At 64.2% G+C, this 18459-nt stretch carries 17 protein-coding genes and 1 pseudogene; 16 read left to right on the top strand and 2 right to left on the bottom strand.

Annotation, left to right across the window (positions count from 1 at the left end):
* Nucleotides 1-13 precede the first annotated feature (13 nt).
* The 5 genes from VFG17_RS20490 (at nucleotide 14) to VFG17_RS20470 (ending at nucleotide 6157) form a co-directional block, all read left to right on the top strand.
* The gene (locus tag VFG17_RS20490; protein WP_325031217.1) at nucleotides 14-994 is read left to right on the top strand and encodes an XdhC family protein; all 981 of its coding nucleotides are present in this window, start codon (nucleotides 14-16) and stop codon (nucleotides 992-994) included.
* A 205-nt stretch (nucleotides 995-1199) separates the two neighbouring features.
* Nucleotides 1200-2978 (top strand): sulfatase-like hydrolase/transferase, encoded by a 1779-nt coding sequence (locus tag VFG17_RS20485; RefSeq protein ID WP_325031216.1) that lies wholly within the window; start codon nucleotides 1200-1202, stop codon nucleotides 2976-2978.
* A 57-nt stretch (nucleotides 2979-3035) separates the two neighbouring features.
* Complete coding sequence (locus VFG17_RS20480; RefSeq protein WP_325031215.1) at nucleotides 3036-3404, top strand: hypothetical protein; 369 nt, start codon at nucleotides 3036-3038, stop codon at nucleotides 3402-3404.
* A 4-nt stretch (nucleotides 3405-3408) separates the two neighbouring features.
* On the top strand, nucleotides 3409-4695 hold the full coding sequence (locus tag VFG17_RS20475) for a hypothetical protein (RefSeq protein ID WP_325031214.1): 1287 nt from the start codon (nucleotides 3409-3411) through the stop codon (nucleotides 4693-4695).
* Nucleotides 4685-6157, top strand: coding sequence for a UbiA family prenyltransferase (locus VFG17_RS20470; RefSeq protein WP_325031213.1), 1473 nt, complete (start codon nucleotides 4685-4687; stop codon nucleotides 6155-6157). Before VFG17_RS20475 ends, VFG17_RS20470 begins: the two co-directional genes overlap by 11 nt.
* Nucleotides 6158-6179: 22 nt before the next feature.
* On the opposite strand, the gene VFG17_RS20465 is transcribed toward VFG17_RS20470, so the two are convergent.
* Together VFG17_RS20465 and VFG17_RS20460 are read right to left on the bottom strand one after the other, a co-directional pair.
* The gene (locus VFG17_RS20465; protein ID WP_325031212.1) at nucleotides 6180-7691 is read right to left on the bottom strand and encodes a hypothetical protein; all 1512 of its coding nucleotides are present in this window, start codon (nucleotides 7689-7691) and stop codon (nucleotides 6180-6182) included.
* 1050 nt (nucleotides 7692-8741) lie between these two features.
* A complete protein-coding gene (locus VFG17_RS20460) occupies nucleotides 8742-10064 on the bottom strand; it encodes a cation:proton antiporter (protein WP_325031211.1) in 1323 nt (440 codons plus the stop codon).
* 141 nt (nucleotides 10065-10205) lie between these two features.
* Here VFG17_RS20460 and VFG17_RS21630 point away from each other — a divergent pair, with 141 nt between their 5' ends.
* The 11 genes and pseudogenes from VFG17_RS21630 to VFG17_RS20400 all read left to right on the top strand — a co-directional run bounded on the left by VFG17_RS21630 (nucleotide 10206) and on the right by VFG17_RS20400 (nucleotide 18456).
* Nucleotides 10206-10970, top strand: a complete 765-nt coding sequence (locus tag VFG17_RS21630) for a BON domain-containing protein (RefSeq protein ID WP_414712976.1) — start codon at nucleotides 10206-10208, stop codon at nucleotides 10968-10970.
* A gap of 132 nt (nucleotides 10971-11102) precedes the next feature.
* Nucleotides 11103-11234 (top strand): hypothetical protein, encoded by a 132-nt coding sequence (locus VFG17_RS20450; protein WP_325031210.1) that lies wholly within the window; start codon nucleotides 11103-11105, stop codon nucleotides 11232-11234.
* Nucleotides 11235-11237: 3 nt separating this feature from the next.
* Nucleotides 11238-11615, top strand: coding sequence for a hypothetical protein (locus VFG17_RS20445; protein ID WP_325031209.1), 378 nt, complete (start codon nucleotides 11238-11240; stop codon nucleotides 11613-11615).
* A complete protein-coding gene (locus VFG17_RS20440) occupies nucleotides 11616-12107 on the top strand; it encodes a 5' nucleotidase, NT5C type (RefSeq protein WP_325031208.1) in 492 nt (163 codons plus the stop codon).
* 101 nt (nucleotides 12108-12208) lie between these two features.
* On the top strand, nucleotides 12209-12577 hold the full coding sequence (locus VFG17_RS20435) for a PRC-barrel domain-containing protein (protein WP_325031207.1): 369 nt from the start codon (nucleotides 12209-12211) through the stop codon (nucleotides 12575-12577).
* 36 nt (nucleotides 12578-12613) lie between these two features.
* Nucleotides 12614-12910, top strand: a complete 297-nt coding sequence (locus tag VFG17_RS20430) for a plasmid stabilization protein (protein WP_325031206.1) — start codon at nucleotides 12614-12616, stop codon at nucleotides 12908-12910.
* A gap of 23 nt (nucleotides 12911-12933) precedes the next feature.
* Nucleotides 12934-14933 (top strand): annotated as a pseudogene (locus VFG17_RS20425) (protein-L-isoaspartate(D-aspartate) O-methyltransferase).
* Between the two features lie 213 nt (nucleotides 14934-15146).
* Nucleotides 15147-15641 (top strand): GFA family protein, encoded by a 495-nt coding sequence (locus tag VFG17_RS20415; protein ID WP_325031203.1) that lies wholly within the window; start codon nucleotides 15147-15149, stop codon nucleotides 15639-15641.
* Nucleotides 15642-15790: 149 nt separating this feature from the next.
* On the top strand, nucleotides 15791-16456 hold the full coding sequence (locus VFG17_RS20410; protein WP_325031202.1) for an SRPBCC family protein: 666 nt from the start codon (nucleotides 15791-15793) through the stop codon (nucleotides 16454-16456).
* 10 nt (nucleotides 16457-16466) lie between these two features.
* On the top strand, nucleotides 16467-17684 hold the full coding sequence (locus VFG17_RS20405; RefSeq protein ID WP_325031201.1) for a zinc-dependent alcohol dehydrogenase: 1218 nt from the start codon (nucleotides 16467-16469) through the stop codon (nucleotides 17682-17684).
* On the top strand, nucleotides 17677-18456 hold the full coding sequence (locus tag VFG17_RS20400; RefSeq protein ID WP_325031200.1) for an SDR family NAD(P)-dependent oxidoreductase: 780 nt from the start codon (nucleotides 17677-17679) through the stop codon (nucleotides 18454-18456). The genes VFG17_RS20405 and VFG17_RS20400 overlap by 8 nt, the downstream gene beginning before the upstream one ends.
* Nucleotides 18457-18459 lie beyond the last annotated feature (3 nt).

Genomic DNA, 18459 nt, shown 5'->3' with positions numbered 1-18459 from the left:
CAGGTCGATCGTAATGACCGGCTTGGCAACGTCTTCGCTCGACATATTGCACTTTCTGCGCCGTGGGAGCGAGTCCGGCGACGCCTGCGTCCTCGTGACGCTTACCGGCATCGAGGGGACGTCCCCGCGCGCCCTCGGCGCGCAGATGGCCATCGCGGCGAACGGCGATTATGCCGGCTCGCTCTCGAGCGGCTGCATCGAGGCTGCCGTCGTCGCCGAAGCCCTCGACGCTCTCGCAGCGGGTGTCCCGCGCCTCGTGCGGTTCGGCCTCGGCTCGCCCTATCTCGACATCCGGCTGCCGTGCGGCGGGGGTATCGACCTCTTGTTTACCCCGCGGCCCGATCGCGCGGCGATCGAAGCCGCGATCGCGCTCCTCGACAGGCGGAAACCAGCCGCGCTTGCGCTTGCGCCGACGGGACTCAGCCTCACCGACGCGCTTGCGCCGACCGGCTGGCGGGGCGACAACTTCGTCGTCACCTATGTGCCGCAGCTTCGCATCCTGGCGTTCGGCCAGGGCGAAGAGTTGACGGCTGCGGCAGCGCTGGCCGCGGCGTCGGGTGCCACCACCGCCGCCTTCTCGCCCTACGCGCGCGACATCGCGGCGCTTCGCGCGGCCGGGGTCGACGCGGAGCTTCTTCCCTATCGAAGCTGGCGCCCCGGCATCGCCTCCGACCCCTGGACCGCATTTCTTTTCCTTTTCCACGACCGGGACTGGGAAGAAGAGTTGATACCCTGGGCCTTGGAACAGTCGCGCTTCTACGTCGGCGCGCTTGGCAGCCGCCGGACGCACGCCGATCGAAAGATCATGCTCGAAGCCGCCGACGTGGCGGCCGAAGCCATCGGGTCGCTGCGATCGCCGGTGGGCCTCATCCCGTCAACGCGCGATCCCGCAACCCTTGCTATTTCGGCGCTCGCCGAAATCGCCGAGCAGTTTGCCACCGATGCGCTTCTCCCCTTGGCAAGCGGATATTCGCGACAAGTCCCAACGATGTGATCGACTGCTTACCGGCTGACATGGAAACGACACAGGCCGCTGCGCCGGACCCTGACGGCAAGATCCGCTACGTGCATCTCCAACAGGCCCTTTCGGTCAAACCCGGTTCGGGGGCAGTCGATTGGCCAGACGAGCCGACAACAACTTCGATTTAACATCCTCTTAGGGGGGAAGGAATAGCTATAGGACAGGTTCCGGGGGCGATATGATACGATATTCCGATGTGCGGCCTTACTTTAAAGAGGTATTGCTGGCACTTTGTTTTCTTTCGGCGCTGCCTGCCGTCTTCAATCGCTCCGCCGATCTCGTAGGCGCTGTTCCCCACACAGGCTATCTGGTTCTCCTCATCATATTGTGGGGCGGACTCCTTGGGGCCGCCTACTCTCCGCCGGCAATTTTGCGCTGGACGACCGCGGTCCTGCTGGCCGGGGCGGCCTATTACATGATCGTGTTCGAGCGCGTTACGACCGAATTCATGACCTACGACGCCTTCATCAACATGATGAACTCGGCGGCGTTCATCGACGATGCCCTGGCGCAGAATCAGACCGCGTTTGTAGAGGCGGCACCCCCCGCCCTGCTCCTGCTAGCGGCCATCGGAATGGCCCCGCGGCGACACCTTCCGCTGCCGCGATGGCTGGTCGCCGGGACGCCTTGGCTGGCCATGTTCGCACTGACGGGACTGCTTTTCCTTCGCGGCGGCGATGGTGCGCGCGGACAGCCGCCGAGCTTCACGCCGATCGCTTATCTGACGCTAGCCGGATATGAGAAGGCAACGGGCAACATTGGCAAGCGCCAGTCCGTTCGCCTTCGGCAAGCCCGCCGGCCGCTCAGCCGGAATATCGTCCTCATTGTCGACGAAAGCGTCGCTGGCCAATATCTGGACATCAATTCGCCGGCTGGCGTGCCCACCCCCCTCTCGGGCATCTGGCCTTTCGCCCGCATCTATAACTACGGTCTCGCCGCGTCGGTCACCAATTGCAGCGTCGGCAGCAATGTCACTCTTCGCTATGGCGGCACGCGCAACGACTATCAGCGGATCAACGGCACGCAGCCGTCGATCTGGGCCTATGCCCGCAAGGCTGGACTGCGCACCGTGTATATCGACAGCCAGCGAACCGGCGGCGCGCTGCAAAACATGATGACCGATGAAGAGCGTGCGCTGATCGACCACTTCGTGCAATTCGACGACGTGCCCGTGGAACAGCGCGACCAGGCGGCGGCGAGGGAACTCATCCGTGAACTTGCTGATCGCCGCCCGAAATTCATTTTCGTGAACAAGGTCGGTGCTCATTTCCCCGTGCATGACAAGTTTCCGGAGGCCTATCTGCGCTATCATCCGGTTCTGCCGCGCGGGCGATACCGGAATATTTCCGATACCGGCAGCCGCGCGGGCTTCGCCGGCGGAGCGGAGGATTGGGTCCGCTACCGCAATTCTTATCGCAATACGTTGCTGTGGAATGTGGGGGCGTTCTTCGAAACGCTTCGCGATGAGGCCGATCTCTCGCATGCGACGATGATCTACACGTCCGACCATGGCCAGAATCTGCATGAGCGGGGAAATCCCGGACTTTCCACCCATTGCAGCGTCGACCCCGCCCACGAAGAAGGCGTCGTTCCTCTGGTGGTGCTCGACGGTAACCGGGGTTCAAACGCGGATTGGGACCGGGATGTCGCGCATAACCGTAACCGGTCGAGCCACTATATGATTTTCCCCACTCTGCTGGAACTGATGGGTTATGATCCGAGCGCCATTGAAAAGCGCTACGGACGGGCGCTGAACGAAGCTTCGCACGATCCCGTGAGCTTCAACAAGCTGTTCAATGCGCGGCTCAATCGTAAGCCGCAGTGGGTCACGATCGATCCGGCAAGCGTCGTTCAGCCGCCGCGCGCCGACATCCGCGACAACGCTCAAGCCCAGACCGGAAAGGCTGCGATGCGGCCTGTTCCAAAGGAATTGGCTCGACATTTGCCTCAACATTAACCTTATCTTGAATCGCCGCGACTAGTGGCAAACCGCTGACAGACCGAAAGATTGTCCATGACAGTGCGCCTGCTCCTTCTGATCCTCGCAAGCGTAAGCCTCTCCGCACTTGCGCAGCTGGCCCTCAAGATCGGCACCACCGCCGCGGCCGGCGGCCGATCGACGGGAATCGGCGGAGAAATAGGCGGCCTCGCCCAATCGCCGATGATCATCCTGGGCCTCGGTCTCTATGGCATCGGAGCGCTGCTCTGGCTTTTCGTCCTCGGCCGCGCCCCGCTGTCGCTCGCCTATCCCTTCGTCGGGATCGGCTTCATCCTGACGATGCTCGCGGGCGCCTTCTGGCTGAACGAAAGCATCAGCGTCGCCCGCGTTGCTGGAACCCTGCTGATCGCCATCGGCTGCGTGCTGGTCGCGCGCTCGGCGTAATCCCGTGACTCCACCGGCCCCAAGTTTTCAGCCCGCGACACTGGAGCTGTCACCGCGAGCCTGCTCGGCCCTGCTCGCCGTGATCGTCCTCGTCGCCGTGGTTCTGAGAGTGGCGGGCGCGTGGGTCCTGCAGCATCCGCTCGATAGCGATCCGCTCGCCTATTTCACGATGGCCCAAGGCCTCGCCGAACGTGGCGAGCTCGCGGATATGTACGGCCAAAAGGCTTTCTACAGCGCCGGCTACCCCTTGCTGCTGGCTCCCTTTTTCAAGGCGTTGGGCAGTTCGGTTGGCGCGGCGATAGCGGTCAATCTGCTTTTATGCGCGGCCAGCATCGGGTTGATCTACAGGCTCACGATCGCGCTGTCCGGACATCGCGGCGCGGGCCTGATCGCCGCCGCCGTCTATGCCCTGTGGTTCCCCGGCCTCTGGAACGCGACGATGCTGGCAAAGGAAAATCTCTCGACTCCCTTGCTGCTTGGCATTGCCCTGTGCGCGATCGGGATCGCGCGCGGCGAACGCCCGGCGGGCACCGCGCTGGTCGCCGGCCTGTTATGGGGCGCGGCGCTGGTCACGGGCGGTTCGGCACTGTTGCTCTGCTTCGGCGTCGCCGCCGCGCTGCTGATGCTCTGGCGCGCGCGGGGCAGCTTTGCGCCGGCCTTTTCCGCGGGGCTGTGCTTCATCGTCGGCGCCACGCTGATGCTGGCGCCGTGGCTCTACGCGACCAACCAGATGGTCGGCCGCCCGGTCCTCACCACCAACGCCGCGTTCAACCTGTATCTCGGCAACAACCCCGCCGCGACAGGCAAGTTCGTGAGCATCGCCGACACGCCGCTGGCGAAGGATTGGGACGCCACGCGCCTGCGCCTTGGCGAGGTCGGCAATGCCGACCGCCTGCAAGCCGAAGCGCTCGACTGGATCCAAGCAAATCCCGGCAGGGCGGCGGAGCTGGCCGCGTTCAAACTCGCCTATTTCTGGCAACCCAATCTTCCCGACGCGAACGACTTCGCGGCGTCGAAGGCCATCGCCTCGATCCGGCTCTTCGAGGTTGCGCAATATGGGCTGATCCTGCTGATCGGGCTGCTCGCCTTTCGTTCGCGGCAGATCGCAAGCGACGGCAAATGGATTTTTGCCGCCATGATCGCCGGCTTCTGGCTGATCCACGCCGCCGCCTATATCATCACCCGTTACCGCGATCCGGCGATTCCGCTGCTGATCGTCATGGCAGCCGTCCCGGTCGCCGCCTGGATCGAGCGGTTCGCGGCGCAAAGGGTGTTACGCGATGCTGCATGAACAACCTGACCGCGCGCCCGGCCGCGCCAACGAGGCCGTCCCGCTGTTCGTCGATGTCGACGGGACGCTGACGCGCGCGGATATCTCGCTCGAAAGCTTCGTGCGGATCGGGCGATCGGGCATAGCCGCGCTGATCGCGGTGCTGGCATGGCTGATCGCGGGCCGCGCCGTCGCCAAGACGATGGCGGCGCGGCGCGACCGCATCGACGCCGCGCGACTGCCTTATCGGCAAGAGGTGCTCCATCTCATCGAGCAGGCCAGGGCCGAAGGCCGTCCCGTGATCCTCGCGAGCGCAAGCCATTGGCGGCACATCCGCCGCATCGCCGATCATCTGGCGCTTTCGGATCCAGTCATCGCAACGCGCGGCCGCTCCAATCTGAAAGGCGCCGCCAAGCTCGCCGCCATCCGTGCACGTATCGGTTCCGATACGCCTTTCGACTATGTGGGCGACAGCCGCGCCGACAGCTGCCTGTGGCGCGAAGCGCGGCGCGGCTGGTCCGTCGGCCACGTCCCGCCGCGATCGGCGGTCGAACGTCTCGGCGACCTGCGTCCCAGCCCTGCCCGGGCCATTATCAAGGCCATGCGGCCCCATCAATGGGCCAAAAACGCGCTGGTGATCGTTCCCGCGCTGACGTCGGGCGAATTCACGAAACCCGCCGTATTGCTCACGGCGGTGGCCGCCGCTTTGCTCATGTCGCTGATCGCCTCGTCGATCTATTTGCTGAACGACCTGCTCGATATCGACTCCGATCGCGCGCATCGGACCAAATGGAAACGGCCGCTTGCCTATGGCGATCTCCCGATCCCCGCCGCTCTCGGCCTGTCCCTGCTTCTCGCGGCCGTGGGTCTTGCCGGGGGATGGCTGTTGGGCGGCCCGGAACTGACCTTCTGGCTTCTGGCCTATATGGCGATCACGACCGCCTATTCGTTCCGGCTGAAAGCGGTGATGGTCGGCGACGCCATCGTCCTCGCCTCGCTCTACACGATCCGTATCTGGATCGGCGCGATCGCGATCGGCGTGGCACTCAGCTTCTGGCTGCTGCTCTTCTCGGTTTTCCTGTTCCTGAGCCTCGCCTATCTGAAACGCTATGTCGAGATGCGCGACGCGATCGAACCGGAACGCCTGCTGAGCGGGCGCGGCTATGTCGGCGGCGACCTTGACGTGGTGATGATGTCCGGGATCTCGGCCGGAATGGTTGCGATCCTCGTGCTCGCCCTGTTTGCGCACGATCCGGAAACCGCCGAACATTATGCGCTGCCCGAAATGCTGTGGCTGCTCTGCCTGCCGCTGATCTACTGGCTCAACCGCATCTGGATGATGGCGCGGCGCGGCGAGGTCGAGGGCGACCCGGTGGCTTTCGCGATAAAGGACGGACGGAGCCTCTTCGTCGGCGCCGTGACGGCCTGCATTTTCCTGGGCGCCCTCTACGGACCGGCGGCCGTCCAGCTGATCGCCGACTGAGGGCGCGGAATCGAGCCGAGACTCAGGGGAGTACGGATGCCTGTTTGATCAACAGCGTATCGATCCCGCGGCTGTAGGCTATCGCATAGCCCGGCAAGCGGGGAACGCTCTTGGCATCGAGCCCCGCGATCCACAATGCGTTGAAATCCGCCTGTGCCATGCTTCTCATTCGCTCGCCGAGGACATTTCGGTCCGGCGCGCCTTCGGGGCAGCGGGCCGGAATGTCCTGCGAGCCGTCGAACCAGCGGGCGCGATCCGACGATTGCCGGATCGTCATCACGTCCGACCCGGGGATCTGGAACAGCGTATTGCTGAAAGCGTCGCGCCGCGTGATCGCATAGGCGCCGAGCTTGCGGTTCGGGGTCAATGTCCAGTTGTCGCACGCTGCTTCCGCCGACAGGAATCCAAGCCGGCTCCCTCGTGGCACCTCGTCGAGCAAGACCAGCCTCTTTTGCAGCGCGCGGTCGGCCTGCCACCAGTGCGCGGATGTCCATCCGGCGCGCAGTACGAACAGGCTCGCGCCCAGCATGATCATCAGCCGTTCGCGTTCGGGCCTTTCAGCGGGGCGGATCGCCATAACCATCACCATCATCGCCACCGGGGCCAGGCGCAGGTCCGCACCCCAGCTTCCCAAAACCGTCGTCGGCAACAAGAGCGTCGCGAACAGCAGCAATCCGCCGCCCGCGGCGAGACGAGGCTCCAGCCGGCGCCCGCTCGCCCACAGGAACGCAAGGACCGCGCCGAGGCAGATGCTCGCCGTTATCGCGAGGTCGAATGGCATCGACAGGCCTTTGAGCGCCGTGACGAAATTCATGGCCTTCGCCTGCAGGAGGTGAGGCGCATACCAGAACAAGCGGCCGTCGCCTTCGGCGCGCCAGACCAGGAGCGGAACGAGCGGCAAAATCAACGGTGCAGCGCGCAAGGCGCGATGCACCAGATCGCGCCAGCTTCGCACCATCGCCAACTCTGCGCCGGCGACAAGGAGGAGCAGGATCGCCCACCCCATGATATGGGCGGTCCATACCGCGACGGCGCCGAGACCGAAGGCAAGCGACGTATAGAGGCTCGCCCGCCGGTTGGCATGCCACGCCGCCGCGACGAGCAGCGCCAGCGCCACCGACAGGCAATAGTTGAGGAAACCGAACAAAAAGGGCTGCGCGAAAGCGAATGGCAGCGCGAGCATCGCGCCCCCCGTCACACGGCCGTGCGCGAAACGGGACAGCGAGAGGATGCCGGCGACGGTCAGCGGAGCGATCAGCGCGCTCACGATGCGCGTGGCGGACTCCACCCCAAGCCAGGACGAAAGCGCCAGGACCGGAAGGTCGACGCCAAGGTTGCCGACCCAGCGCCAGTCGACGATAAAATATCGGTCGAGTGCCGTTCCCTGCCCGATCGTCGCGAAGATATGGTGACGCGCGAGATGATTGGGATAATCCGATGCGCCGGGCACTGTAACGATCAACATCGGCACGGCGGCGAGAAGAACGAGCAGCGCCGCGCACGCGCGGGGGAAACCTTTTTTGCGGGTCGTCATCCCGCCGCAATCCTTTCGGCGAAGACGCCTGTTTCCTGTGCGGAAATTGTCGCGCTGCGGGAAAGCGATTCAAGCTGACGGCTCGATTGCATACCGATCAAGACCCACCCCGCGCAGCAAAAGTGTCTCGCTGTCCCTTATGCATCTCGAACTATATCCCCGCAGTATATGTTGGGCCCGGACGTTCTAGGCCGACCATGCCGACATGATAAACCTCCGTCCGAAAAATTGATGTGTCCCCGAACAAGAATCCGACGGCGCCGAGTTTCCCCCCTTCACATTTGCCCGGCAGCACATGCGGTGAGCTTATCGGGTCCAGCTCATCTTCAGCACGAAATTTCGAGCTGCCCAGCATGCGCGAGCGCAGCCTCGACAACCCGGTCCGGAAAGTCGGTCGTCTCGCTTGCCCAATCCAGAAAAGCCGATCGAACGCCGTGAGCCGTATCGGTCTAACCCATATCTCTCAGCACCTCCACAAGCCGTCATATCGGACATGGGATCGCGCGGGCGATTACCACAAAGAACAGCAGGTTGGTACCGACGCAGCGGAGCCCCATTCAGCGCTCGGCGATCCGACAAGCATGATCGGTCAAAAGCACAATATGCTCGCGCCAGTCTCTGGATATTCACGGATGCTTGGGGACGACCCCTTGGTGGCAGGGCTTGTATCGAACTCAATATATTACTTAATAATTATCATAGCTTAGAGCTTAGTTAAAAATTCTTACCCCCACACTTTCCCCCACATTATGATCGCTTAGCGCCGATTAATCGAACCACAATACAGATCCGCTTTGGTAGATGAGCGCCCGCTGGCGGCTGGCTCACCGCACGCCGCGAGCACCGAAGATAGGGGTGAGTAAGGCCATCAATTGCATCCGGTTCGCCCATAAATCGGGTCAATCTGAACGTCGTCGAGGCGCTTAGCCGACATTCACGGACTCGTATGCGAGCAGCTATTCAAGAATCATCCGTTGTTTGGCCGGTTGCGGGCCGGCCGCATTTGGTCAGCGCGAAAGCGGCCTTCTCCATCGACTGATCCCTCTGCCTTCAACGATGCCGGCAGTCACGTTCGATGGCCTTCTGATTTTCGCCAGCTTTCGGTGTGGGATCGACGGGCGCGTCAGGATCGCGCCCCTGACTCTTGTCGAGCAGCCGCATGACCGGCGTAACCGTCAATCCGTGGAGCAGGATCGACATCAGCGCGACGAGGCCGACGAAGGCCCAGAGATAGTCGCCGCCATCGATCGGCGCGTGATTGAGCGCATAAGCGAGATAATAGAAGGAACCGACGCCGCGGATACCAAAGAAGGCGAGCGTCATCTTCTCCTCGAGCGGCGCCTTCCACCCCGCAAGGCTGATCAGTCCCGCCACTGGCCGGACGGCAAAGATGATCGCGGCTGCTGCGACAACATCGATCCAGCCGAGCGGCGCGAGCAGTCCGCCCGCGAGCGCGCCGCCGAACAGGAGGAGCACGAGCATCATGCCGATGCGTTCGACCTGCTCGGTGAAGTCGTGCATCTCGATGTTGAATTGGTGCTCGCGATGCGTTCGCCGGAGCGTCAGCGCGGTGACGAAGACCGCCAGAAACCCATAGGCATTGGCAACTTCGGTAAGCCCGTAGGACAGCAAGGTCGCGGCGACCGCGATGAGCCCGTCCCCCGTGTGCGACAAGCGCGTCTCGGCGTCGGTGCGATAGGTCAGCCAACCGAAAAGCCACCCGACCAGCCAGCCGCCGGCGGTGCCGACGCCGATTTCCCACACGATGTCGTGGAGCAGCCAGTCGCCGAGCCAAGGTTCGCCCGTTGCAGCGGCGAGCGCGAGAGCAATCGCGAGATTGACGAAGGGGAATGCAAGGCCATCGTTGAGCCCCGCCTCCGACGTCAGGCCAAAGCGTACTTCATCCTCCTCGCCGCTCTTCGGCGGGCCGACCTGGACGTCGGCGGCGAGCACCGGATCGGTCGGTGCGAGGCAGGCGCCGAGGAGCAAAGCGGCGATCCACGGCAGGCCGATCCACCAGCCCCCGATCGCCGTAATGGCGATGATCGTCAGCGGCATTGCGATCGCAAGGAGCCGCCAGGTCACGATCCAGCGGCGCCATTCGAAGGCGCGGTCGAGTTTCAGACCGGCCCCCATGAGCGCGATGATGACGACGAGCTCGCTCACGCGTTCGGTAATATCGGGATGCTCGAGCGGGTCGGGGCGTAGTGACACACCGGGAAGCGAGAAGATGATCGCGCCGAGCGCGATGCAGATGATCGGAAGCGAAAGCGGCAGGCGGCGGAGCGCAAGCGGCAGCCAAGCGACGAGCGCGATCAACACACCGGCGCCGGTCAGCCAGAGGACATAGGGTTCGGGCGCCGCGAGTTGCATGCTGTCCCGAACGCCCGCTGCGGCGAAGCGTTCACACGCCGCCGGAACTTCCGGTGCGTCCCGAACGTCCCCTTTACAGGCCGGGGGGCTGTCGACCTTCCCCGGCAGCCTGTCCACCGGCCCTCATCGAGGAGACCGAAAATGGACAGATATGGCGATCGCACCCCGCTTTGGGACTATAGCGACAATAGCGATCCAGGCGATGGCAGCGGCTCGGGCGGCTGGGACCGCGGGCGCGCCGAGGACGCGTCCCGCGCATACACTGCGATCGAGGAGGATTCGCGCCAGCGTGAAGCCCCGCGGCGTTACCGCGAGGGCGCCCGGCGCAAGAGATGGGCCGGGAGCGAGGGGGAACGTGGTAACTATGACCCGCGCGAGAACTGGCGACCGCGCGAGCGCGACGTACGCTATGAGCGCGCAGTCGGCGAGGCACGTGGCGCGCGCGAGCAAGGTGGATGGTGGCCCGCCGAACTCGGCTATCCTCCCGCAGGCGGCTATTCCCCCTATGGCGGGGGACGCCGGTCCTACACCTCGCGCTATGTCCGCGATGACGAGGATCGCGGCTTTTTCGACCGTGCCGGCGACGAGGTGATGTCGTGGTTCGGCGATTGCGATGCGCGGCGCCGCCGCGAGCAGGACCATCGCGGCCGCGGGCCGAAAAATTATGCGCGCTCGGACGAACGTATCCGCGAGGATGTGAACGATCGGCTCACCGAGGATGTCTGGATCGACGCGTCGGAGATCGAAGTCGCGGTCGAGGCGGGCGAGGTCACGCTTTCGGGCACGGTCGAGGATCGCCGCGCAAAGCGGCGCGCCGAAGATTGCGCCGATGCCGTATCCGGCGTCAAGCATGTGCAGAATAATCTGCGCTACACCTCGGGAGTGGTGAGCCCGAAGCTCGACTGATGCCGGTGCCGAGCGGCGGCGGTGCCGCCAGCGCTACCCCATTCCAATGGCTTTGGCGCAACGCTGCCGTTCGGCGGGCATCCTTCTCCCGTCTCCCGGATTTAATCAACGACGTCATCCAAGGAACCGCCAATGTCGCTGTTACCCTTTCTCGAAGCCATGGCCCCGCTGCTCATTGCGGTCGGTCTGCTCTGGGGCGCCATTGTTCGCATCCTCGTCAGCATTCGCCGCGAGCGCGCGCATCCAGCGCGCGAGCGGAGCTGAGCCGTGGGACGCAGCATTGCCGGCTGGCGGCTTCCCGAGGCTGAGCGCGAGACCCTCCTGATGCGCTTCCCGCCGCGCTACCCGAACGTCGTGGCCGATCATGTGACGCTTCGCTACGGCACCGACGCCCGGACCGAACTTCCGGCCGAGCATGCCGGCGCGGTGATCGGCGAGGCCGATGACGGTGCGGGCGTCCAGGCGCTCGTCGTCGCGATCGGCGGCAGAAGCGAACGCGGCGACGGCAGCCATTTCCACCTCACCTGGTCGCTCGCCGAAGGCCGCAAGGCCAAGGAGAGCAACGACGTCATTGCCGAACGCGGCTGGCAGCCGATCGACCCGCCCGTGGCGGTCATGCTCGAACCTGCGCACTGGCAGCCCTGAATGCAACTCTATCTCGACTGCGACGGCGTTTTGGCCGATTTCGACCGCGGCGCGACCGACCTTCTCGGTATGGCGCCGCGCGCTTACGAAAAGCGCCACGGCATCGCCGCCTTCTGGCGCGAGATTGCGCGCCATCCCGACTTTTACGGCACGCTACCGCTCATGCCCGATGCGATGGAGCTGTTCGCCGCCGTGCGCCACCTCGTTCCGGTCATCCTGACCGGCCTGCCGCGCGGCAACTGGGCCGCCGCGCAGAAGATTCGCTGGGCGGCAGAGCATTTCCCGGGAACGCAGATCCTGACCGTGATGGCAGTCGACAAGCGCAACCATGCACAGCAAGGCGACATTCTCGTCGACGACCAGCTCAGGCACGCTCATCTCTGGGAAGCCGCCGGCGGTATCTTCCTTCACCACAAGGATGCCGCGAGCACGATCGACAGGCTGAAGGAACTGATCCCCGCCGACATGAAGGCGACCACGACGCCGATCTGAGCCTGACAATCGGGCATTTGCGACGAACCGAGGCAAAGCGGTCGGATAGATGCCGCCCTCCGCGCGTTGCCAAGGATATCCCCCACCAAAGGAGATGTTCCATGACAACCGATATCGCCACCGACGAGACCAATCGCCTTATCGCCTCGAACAAGGTCGAAGGCACCGCCGTCTATAACCAGAACGGCGAGAAGCTCGGATCGATCTACAATTTCATGGTCGACAAGCGCTCGGGCCGTGTCGAATATGCCGTCCTCCAGTTCGGCGGGCTCTTCGGCCTCGGCAGCGACTATTACCCGCTCCCGTGGGAGGTGCTTACCTATGAGACCAGCCAGGGCGGCTATGTCGTCAATCTCGACAAGAGCCTTCTCGAAAAGGCGCCGCGCTATCGCGCCGACGAGGAACCCGCGTTCGACCGCGACTATGGCCGCGGCGTCTATGGCTATTACGGCGTAACCTACCCCTTCTGACCGCCGCATATTCGAGGGGGATCGAGGAGACGGATCATGCCCCGAGGCGACAAGTCGAGTTACACCGACAAGCAAAAGCGCAAGGCCGAGCATATCGAGGAAGGTTACGAGAAGCGCGGCGTCGGCAAGAAGGAAGCCGAAAGCCGCGCCTGGGCGACGGTGAACAAGGAATCGGGCGGCGGCAACAAGTCGGGTTCGGGCCGCGGCAAGAAGGATACGCACGAGTCCTCGCGCAAGGGCGGCCGCAAGAGCAGTTCGAGCCAGAGTAGCGAGAAACGTTCCGCCGCCGCGAAGAAAGGCTGGGAAACGCGCCGACGCCGGGCACGAGGCTAGACCGCCGCGAAAGTGTGGCCGCCATGCTGGATGAGGATGATTTCCGAGCGCGTCGCGACCATATGGTCGAAGTCCAGATCGCCGCTCGCGGAGTCCGTGATCGCCGCGTTCTCGCAGCGATGCGGGAAATCCCGCGCGAGCGCTTCGTGCGCGAGGGCCTCGAAGAGTTCGCGTATGAGGATAGCGCGCTCCCGATCGAGGAAGAGCAGACGATCTCGCAGCCCTATATCGTCGCGGCGATGGCAGAGGCGGCGGAGATCGAGCCCGGCGATCGCGTTCTCGAGATCGGTGCGGGTTCGGGATATGCCGCCGCCGTGCTCGGCAGGCTTGCAGGCGATGTTGTCGCGATAGAGCGGCACGCGATGCTCGGGGTACTCGCGCGCGGACGTGTCGCCGCGCTGGGCTATGACAATATCGATATCCGGATTGGCGACGGTACGGCGGGCTCGGCGGCAGACGCGCCGTTCGATGCGATTCTCGTCGCCGCGGGCGCGCCTGTCTTGCCCGAGCCGCTCAAGCAGCGACTCGCGATCGGCGGCCGCCTCGTCATTCCGGTCGGCGACCTCGCCGAACAGAAACTGCTCAAGATTACGCGGCTGGGCGAAAAGGAATATGAAACCGAAAATCTCGGCGCGGTCCGTTTCGTGCCGCTGATCGGCGAACAGGGCTGGCGCGAAGACGGGCGCCGCACTGCAAGCAATCACGTCCCCGGCGGCGCGCAACATTCGCTCACCGAGATGATCGCCGCCGCGGCCGAAGCGCTTCCCGATTTCGCCGATCCCGCCTTTGGCGCCATGTTCGATCGCTTTGCCGGGGCCCGGGTCGTCCTGCTCGGCGAGGCGAGCCACGGCACGAGCGAATTCTACCGGGGGCGCGCCGCGATCACGCGGCACTTCATCGAGAAGCACGGCTTTACCATCGTTGCGGTTGAGGCCGACTGGCCCGACGCTGCCGCGATCGATCGCTACGTTCGCCACCGGCCGCATCGCGCCGATGCCGCCAAGCCCTTTCAGCGATTTCCGACCTGGATGTGGCGCAACACCGACGTCGCCGCGCTGATCGACTGGATGCGCGATCACAATCAAGACATTGCAGAGATGGAAAAGCGCGCCGGTTTCTACGGCCTCGACATCTATAATATGTCAGGCTCGATCGGCGCTGTCCTCGACTATCTCGATCGGGTCGATCCCGAAGCAGCGTCGATCGCGCGCGAGCGCTATGGTTGCCTGACGCCGTGGCAGAGCAACCCCGCCACCTACGGCCGCGCAGCACTCAGCAAGGGCTATGCCGAGTGCGAGCAGGCGGTCGTCGACCAGCTCGGCGAACTCTTGCGCAAACAGCTCGACTACGCGGGGGGCGATGACGATGCCTTCCTCGACGCGGCGCAGAATGCCCGCCTGATCGCTTCGGCCGAACGCTATTACCGGATCATGTATTATGGCGGCGCCGAGAGCTGGAACCTGCGCGACACGCATATGTTCGACACATTGCAAAATTTGCTCGACGCGAAGGGCCCGAACGCCAAGGCGATCGTCTGGGCGCACAACAGCCACATCGGCGATGCGCGAAGCACCGACATGGGCATAAGCCGCGGCGAGCTCAATGTCGGGCAGCTTTGCCGCGAAGCCTTCGGCCGCGACGCGGCCCTGATCGGGTTCGGCACGCACAAAGGAACGGTCGCGGCGGCGACCGACTGGACGGCGACATGGAGGTGAAGCGCGTCAACCCGTCGCGGTCCGACAGTTACGAGCGCCAGTTCCACGACAGCGGTACGCCGCGCTTCCTTCTCGATCTCGCCCTGGGCCGCCACGAAGCACTGCGCCGGCGGCTCGCCGAACCGCGGCTCGAACGCTTCATCGGCGTGATCTATCGTCCCGACACCGAACTCCAGAGCCACTATAGCCAGGCCATCTTGCCCGAACAGTTCGATGCCTTCGTCTGGTTTGATGAAACGCGCGCTGTCATCCCGCTCGGCCCCGAAGATCACCGCGGCGTACCCGAAACCTGGCCGTTCGGCGAATAGGATACTGGAACCAGAACCTCGAAAAGGCTGGAGCATTGCAGGCGCGAGCCGGAAAATTCCGACATCGCCGCCCTTCGAAGCACGGTCGGAGATTTTGCGAAGCCATGCCGTCGGCACGAGCGGCGCCCCCGAAGAAAAAAGCCCTGACGCAGGAAGGAGGATCTTGCTTCAGCTGACAAGGAACGAACGCCGTCCCCCCGGCGTCTGGAATCCATGGCCTCCCAACAATCCATCGACACGAACGCGGTGCGCGATGACGACGCGTTCCTTCCGCTCGAAGGCGGCTGCGCCTGCGGCGCGGTGCGGTACCGCCTCGATGAAAAGCCCTATGACACCGGATGGTGTCATTGCTGCCTGTGCCAGCATGTGTCGGGTTCGGGCGGAATGGTCTTCACAACCGTTCACAAGGAAAGCTACCGGATCGTCAAAGGCGAAGCGTCCGTAGGCCGCTTTCTTTCGACGCCCTTCGGCTCGCGCACATATTGCAAGGATTGCGGCTCGCCGCTCACCATCCATGTCGACCATCAACCAGGCGAGATCGACGTGGCCGCCGGCACGCTCGACGATCCCGATGCCGTTGCGCCCGCATTTCATCTCTATGCGGCCCAAGCACCCGCGTGGATGGTGATGAACGCACTGCTTCCCCGCTACGACGCGCTGCGCCCGGACACCCGCGGCCTCGAGCGGGGGCAGACCGAAGCCGGGTAACTCGCCTTTTGCCGCGTCGCCCGCGTAAATCATCCTAACCTGGATCAAGCGGTCGGAATTTTCGGAACAGTGACCTTCGACCGTGCGTCTCCCTGACGTTGCTCGAGGGCGCGCCGCGGCGCGCCGCAACCAATTCGGGAGACGAGACGATGTTCTTCGAACGCAAAAAGGATCTGACGCCGGCCTACATCGCTGGCGCCGGACTAGCGCTGACCGCCGCCGGGATCGGCTTCGCGCTGGCCCGGCGGCGCAGGCAGGCGGATCGCAATGGCGAAGAGCGGATCGACGCGCCGCGCTGGACGCTCGGCAAGAACGGCTCACGCGCCACCTTCGGCAAATCGCTGCTCATCAACCGGCCGCGCGACGAACTTTTCGCGGCGTGGCAGGTCGAGCGCTTTCCCGAATTCATGGAAAATGTCGTCGAGGTTCAATCGCTGGACGACCAGGTCTCGCGCTGGACGATCAAGGCGCCGGCGGATCGCAAGGTCGTGTTGGTCAACCGCATTACCGAGCGCGTGGAGAATGAATCGATCAGCTGGCAAAGCGAAGACGACAGCGAGATCGCCAATAGCGGAAAAGTGCGCTTCGAAGATGCACCCGCCGGGCGCGGCACTTATGTCAGCCTCATCCTCGCTTATGATCCGCCGGGCGGCAAGGTCGGCCGTCTCGGCGCGAAGCTGCTGCAGCGCGAGCCCGAAGTGCAGGCACGGCGCGACCTCCACCGCTTCAAACAGCTGATGGAAACGGGCGAGGTGACGAGCAACGCGTCGCCATCGGCCCGCGCGTCCGAAACCCCCACCGAACCCCATATCTAAGGAGAAGGCCATGCGCGCCGTAACCTGGCAGGGACGCCACAAGATCAGCGTCGAAACCGTCCCCGATCCCGAAATCGTCAACCCGCGCGATGCGATCCTTCGTGTCACCTCGACTGCTATCTGCGGTTCGGACCTACATCTTTACGATGGCTATATTCCCGGCATGCGCGCGGGCGACATCGTCGGTCACGAGTTCATGGGCGAGGTCGTCGAAACCGGCGCCGGATCGACGCTGAAGAAGGGACAGCGCGTCGTCGTCCCCTTCACGATCAGCTGCGGCCAATGCTTCTTCTGCGAACGGCAGCAATATAGCGCATGCGACAACAGCAACCCCAGCGAGACGCGCGATGCGTCCGAACTGCTGATGGGCCATGCGATGGGGGCGGCCTTCGGCTATGCGCATCTGACCGGTGGTTATGCCGGCGGACAGGCCGAATATGTGCGCGTGCCCTATTCGGATGTCGGCCCGGTCGTGATCCCCGACGACCTCGCCGACGATGACGTCCTATTTCTCTCCGACATTCTTCCCACCGGCTGGCAGGCGGCGATCAATGCCGACATCGAACCCGGCGATACGGTCGCGATCTGGGGCTGCGGCCCGGTCGGGCTTTTCACGATCCAGTCGGCGCTGCTGCTCGGCGCCGGATGGGTGATCGCGATCGACCATTTCCCGACCCGCCTCGCACTCGCGCGCAAATATGGGGCCGAGGTGCTCGACTATACGAAGGTGGACATTCGCGAGGCGCTCGACGAAATGACCGGCGGGATCGGTCCCGATGCGTGCATCGACTGCGTCGGCATGGAAAGCCACGGCTTTACGGTCGACAATGTGCTCGATCAGGTGAAAGCCAAATTCTATCTCACCACCGAACGTCCGCACGCGCTGCGGCAGGCAATCCTCGCGTGCCGCAAGGGCGGACGGCTTTCGATCCCCGGCGTTTATGGCGGCTTTGCCGACAAGTTCCCGCTCGGCCAGCTGATGGAGAAGGGCCTGACCGTGAAGAGCGGGCAGACGCATGTGCAGCGCTATACGGGTGAGCTGCTCGATATGATCCGCGACGGCAAGTTCGACACCGTCTCGCTGATTTCGCACCACGCGCCGCTCGAGGATGCCGCCGAAATGTATCGGCACTGGCACGACGAGCAGGACCTTTACACCAAGATCGTCCTCAAGCCCGGCCTGGAAAAAGGCGCGGTGCAGGCGATGCAGGAGATGGAACATGTCTGAACGCAAACTCGCCATCGTCACCGGCGCATCGAGCGGCATCGGCCGCGAGATCGCGATACTGGCCGCGCAGGACGGATATGACCTGATCGTTGCTGCCGACGAGCCGCTAGTCGACGCCGCCGCGGGTCTTGTCGCCAAGGGCGTTGACGTCGAAGCAGTGGAAGCCGACCTTGCAACTCCGGCCGGCATCGAACGCCTGCTCGCCGCCGCGCGCGGCCGCCCGGTCGACGTGCTTGTCGCCAACGCCGGTCACGGCCTCGGGCGCGGGTTTCTCGAACAGGATTCGGCCGAGTGGCGCCATGTGATTGATACCAATATCACCGGCACCCTGCTCCTGCTCCAGCCGGTGCTCAAGCAGATGGTCGCGCGCGGAAACGGCAAGGTCCTGATTACGGGCTCGATCGCGGGGCATCTCGCGGGCTCGTTCCAGGCCGTCTACAACGGTACCAAGGCCTTCGTCGACAGCTTCGCCGCCGCGGTGGGCAACGAGCTCAAGGACAGCGGCGTCACCATCACCTGCCTCAAGCCCGGCGCGACCGAGACGCGCTTCTTCGAACGCGCCGGCATGCTCGACACAAAAGTGGGGCAATCCGAAAAGGACGATCCGGCCGATGTCGCCAGGACGGGCTGGGATGCGATGTTGAAAGGCGAACATTCGGTCGTCCACGGCTTCAGGAACAAGGCGCAGGTTCTCGCCTCGGGCGTGCTGAGCGAGGCGGCGACGGCCGAGATGCATCGCAAGCAGGCCGAGCCGGGATCGGGCAACGAATAGCGG

Source organism: Sphingopyxis sp. (assembly GCF_035686825.1).
GTDB lineage: Bacteria > Pseudomonadota > Alphaproteobacteria > Sphingomonadales > Sphingomonadaceae > Sphingopyxis.
Note: the sequence above shows the minus strand (reverse complement) of the source record. Positions and strands in the feature narration are given on the sequence as shown.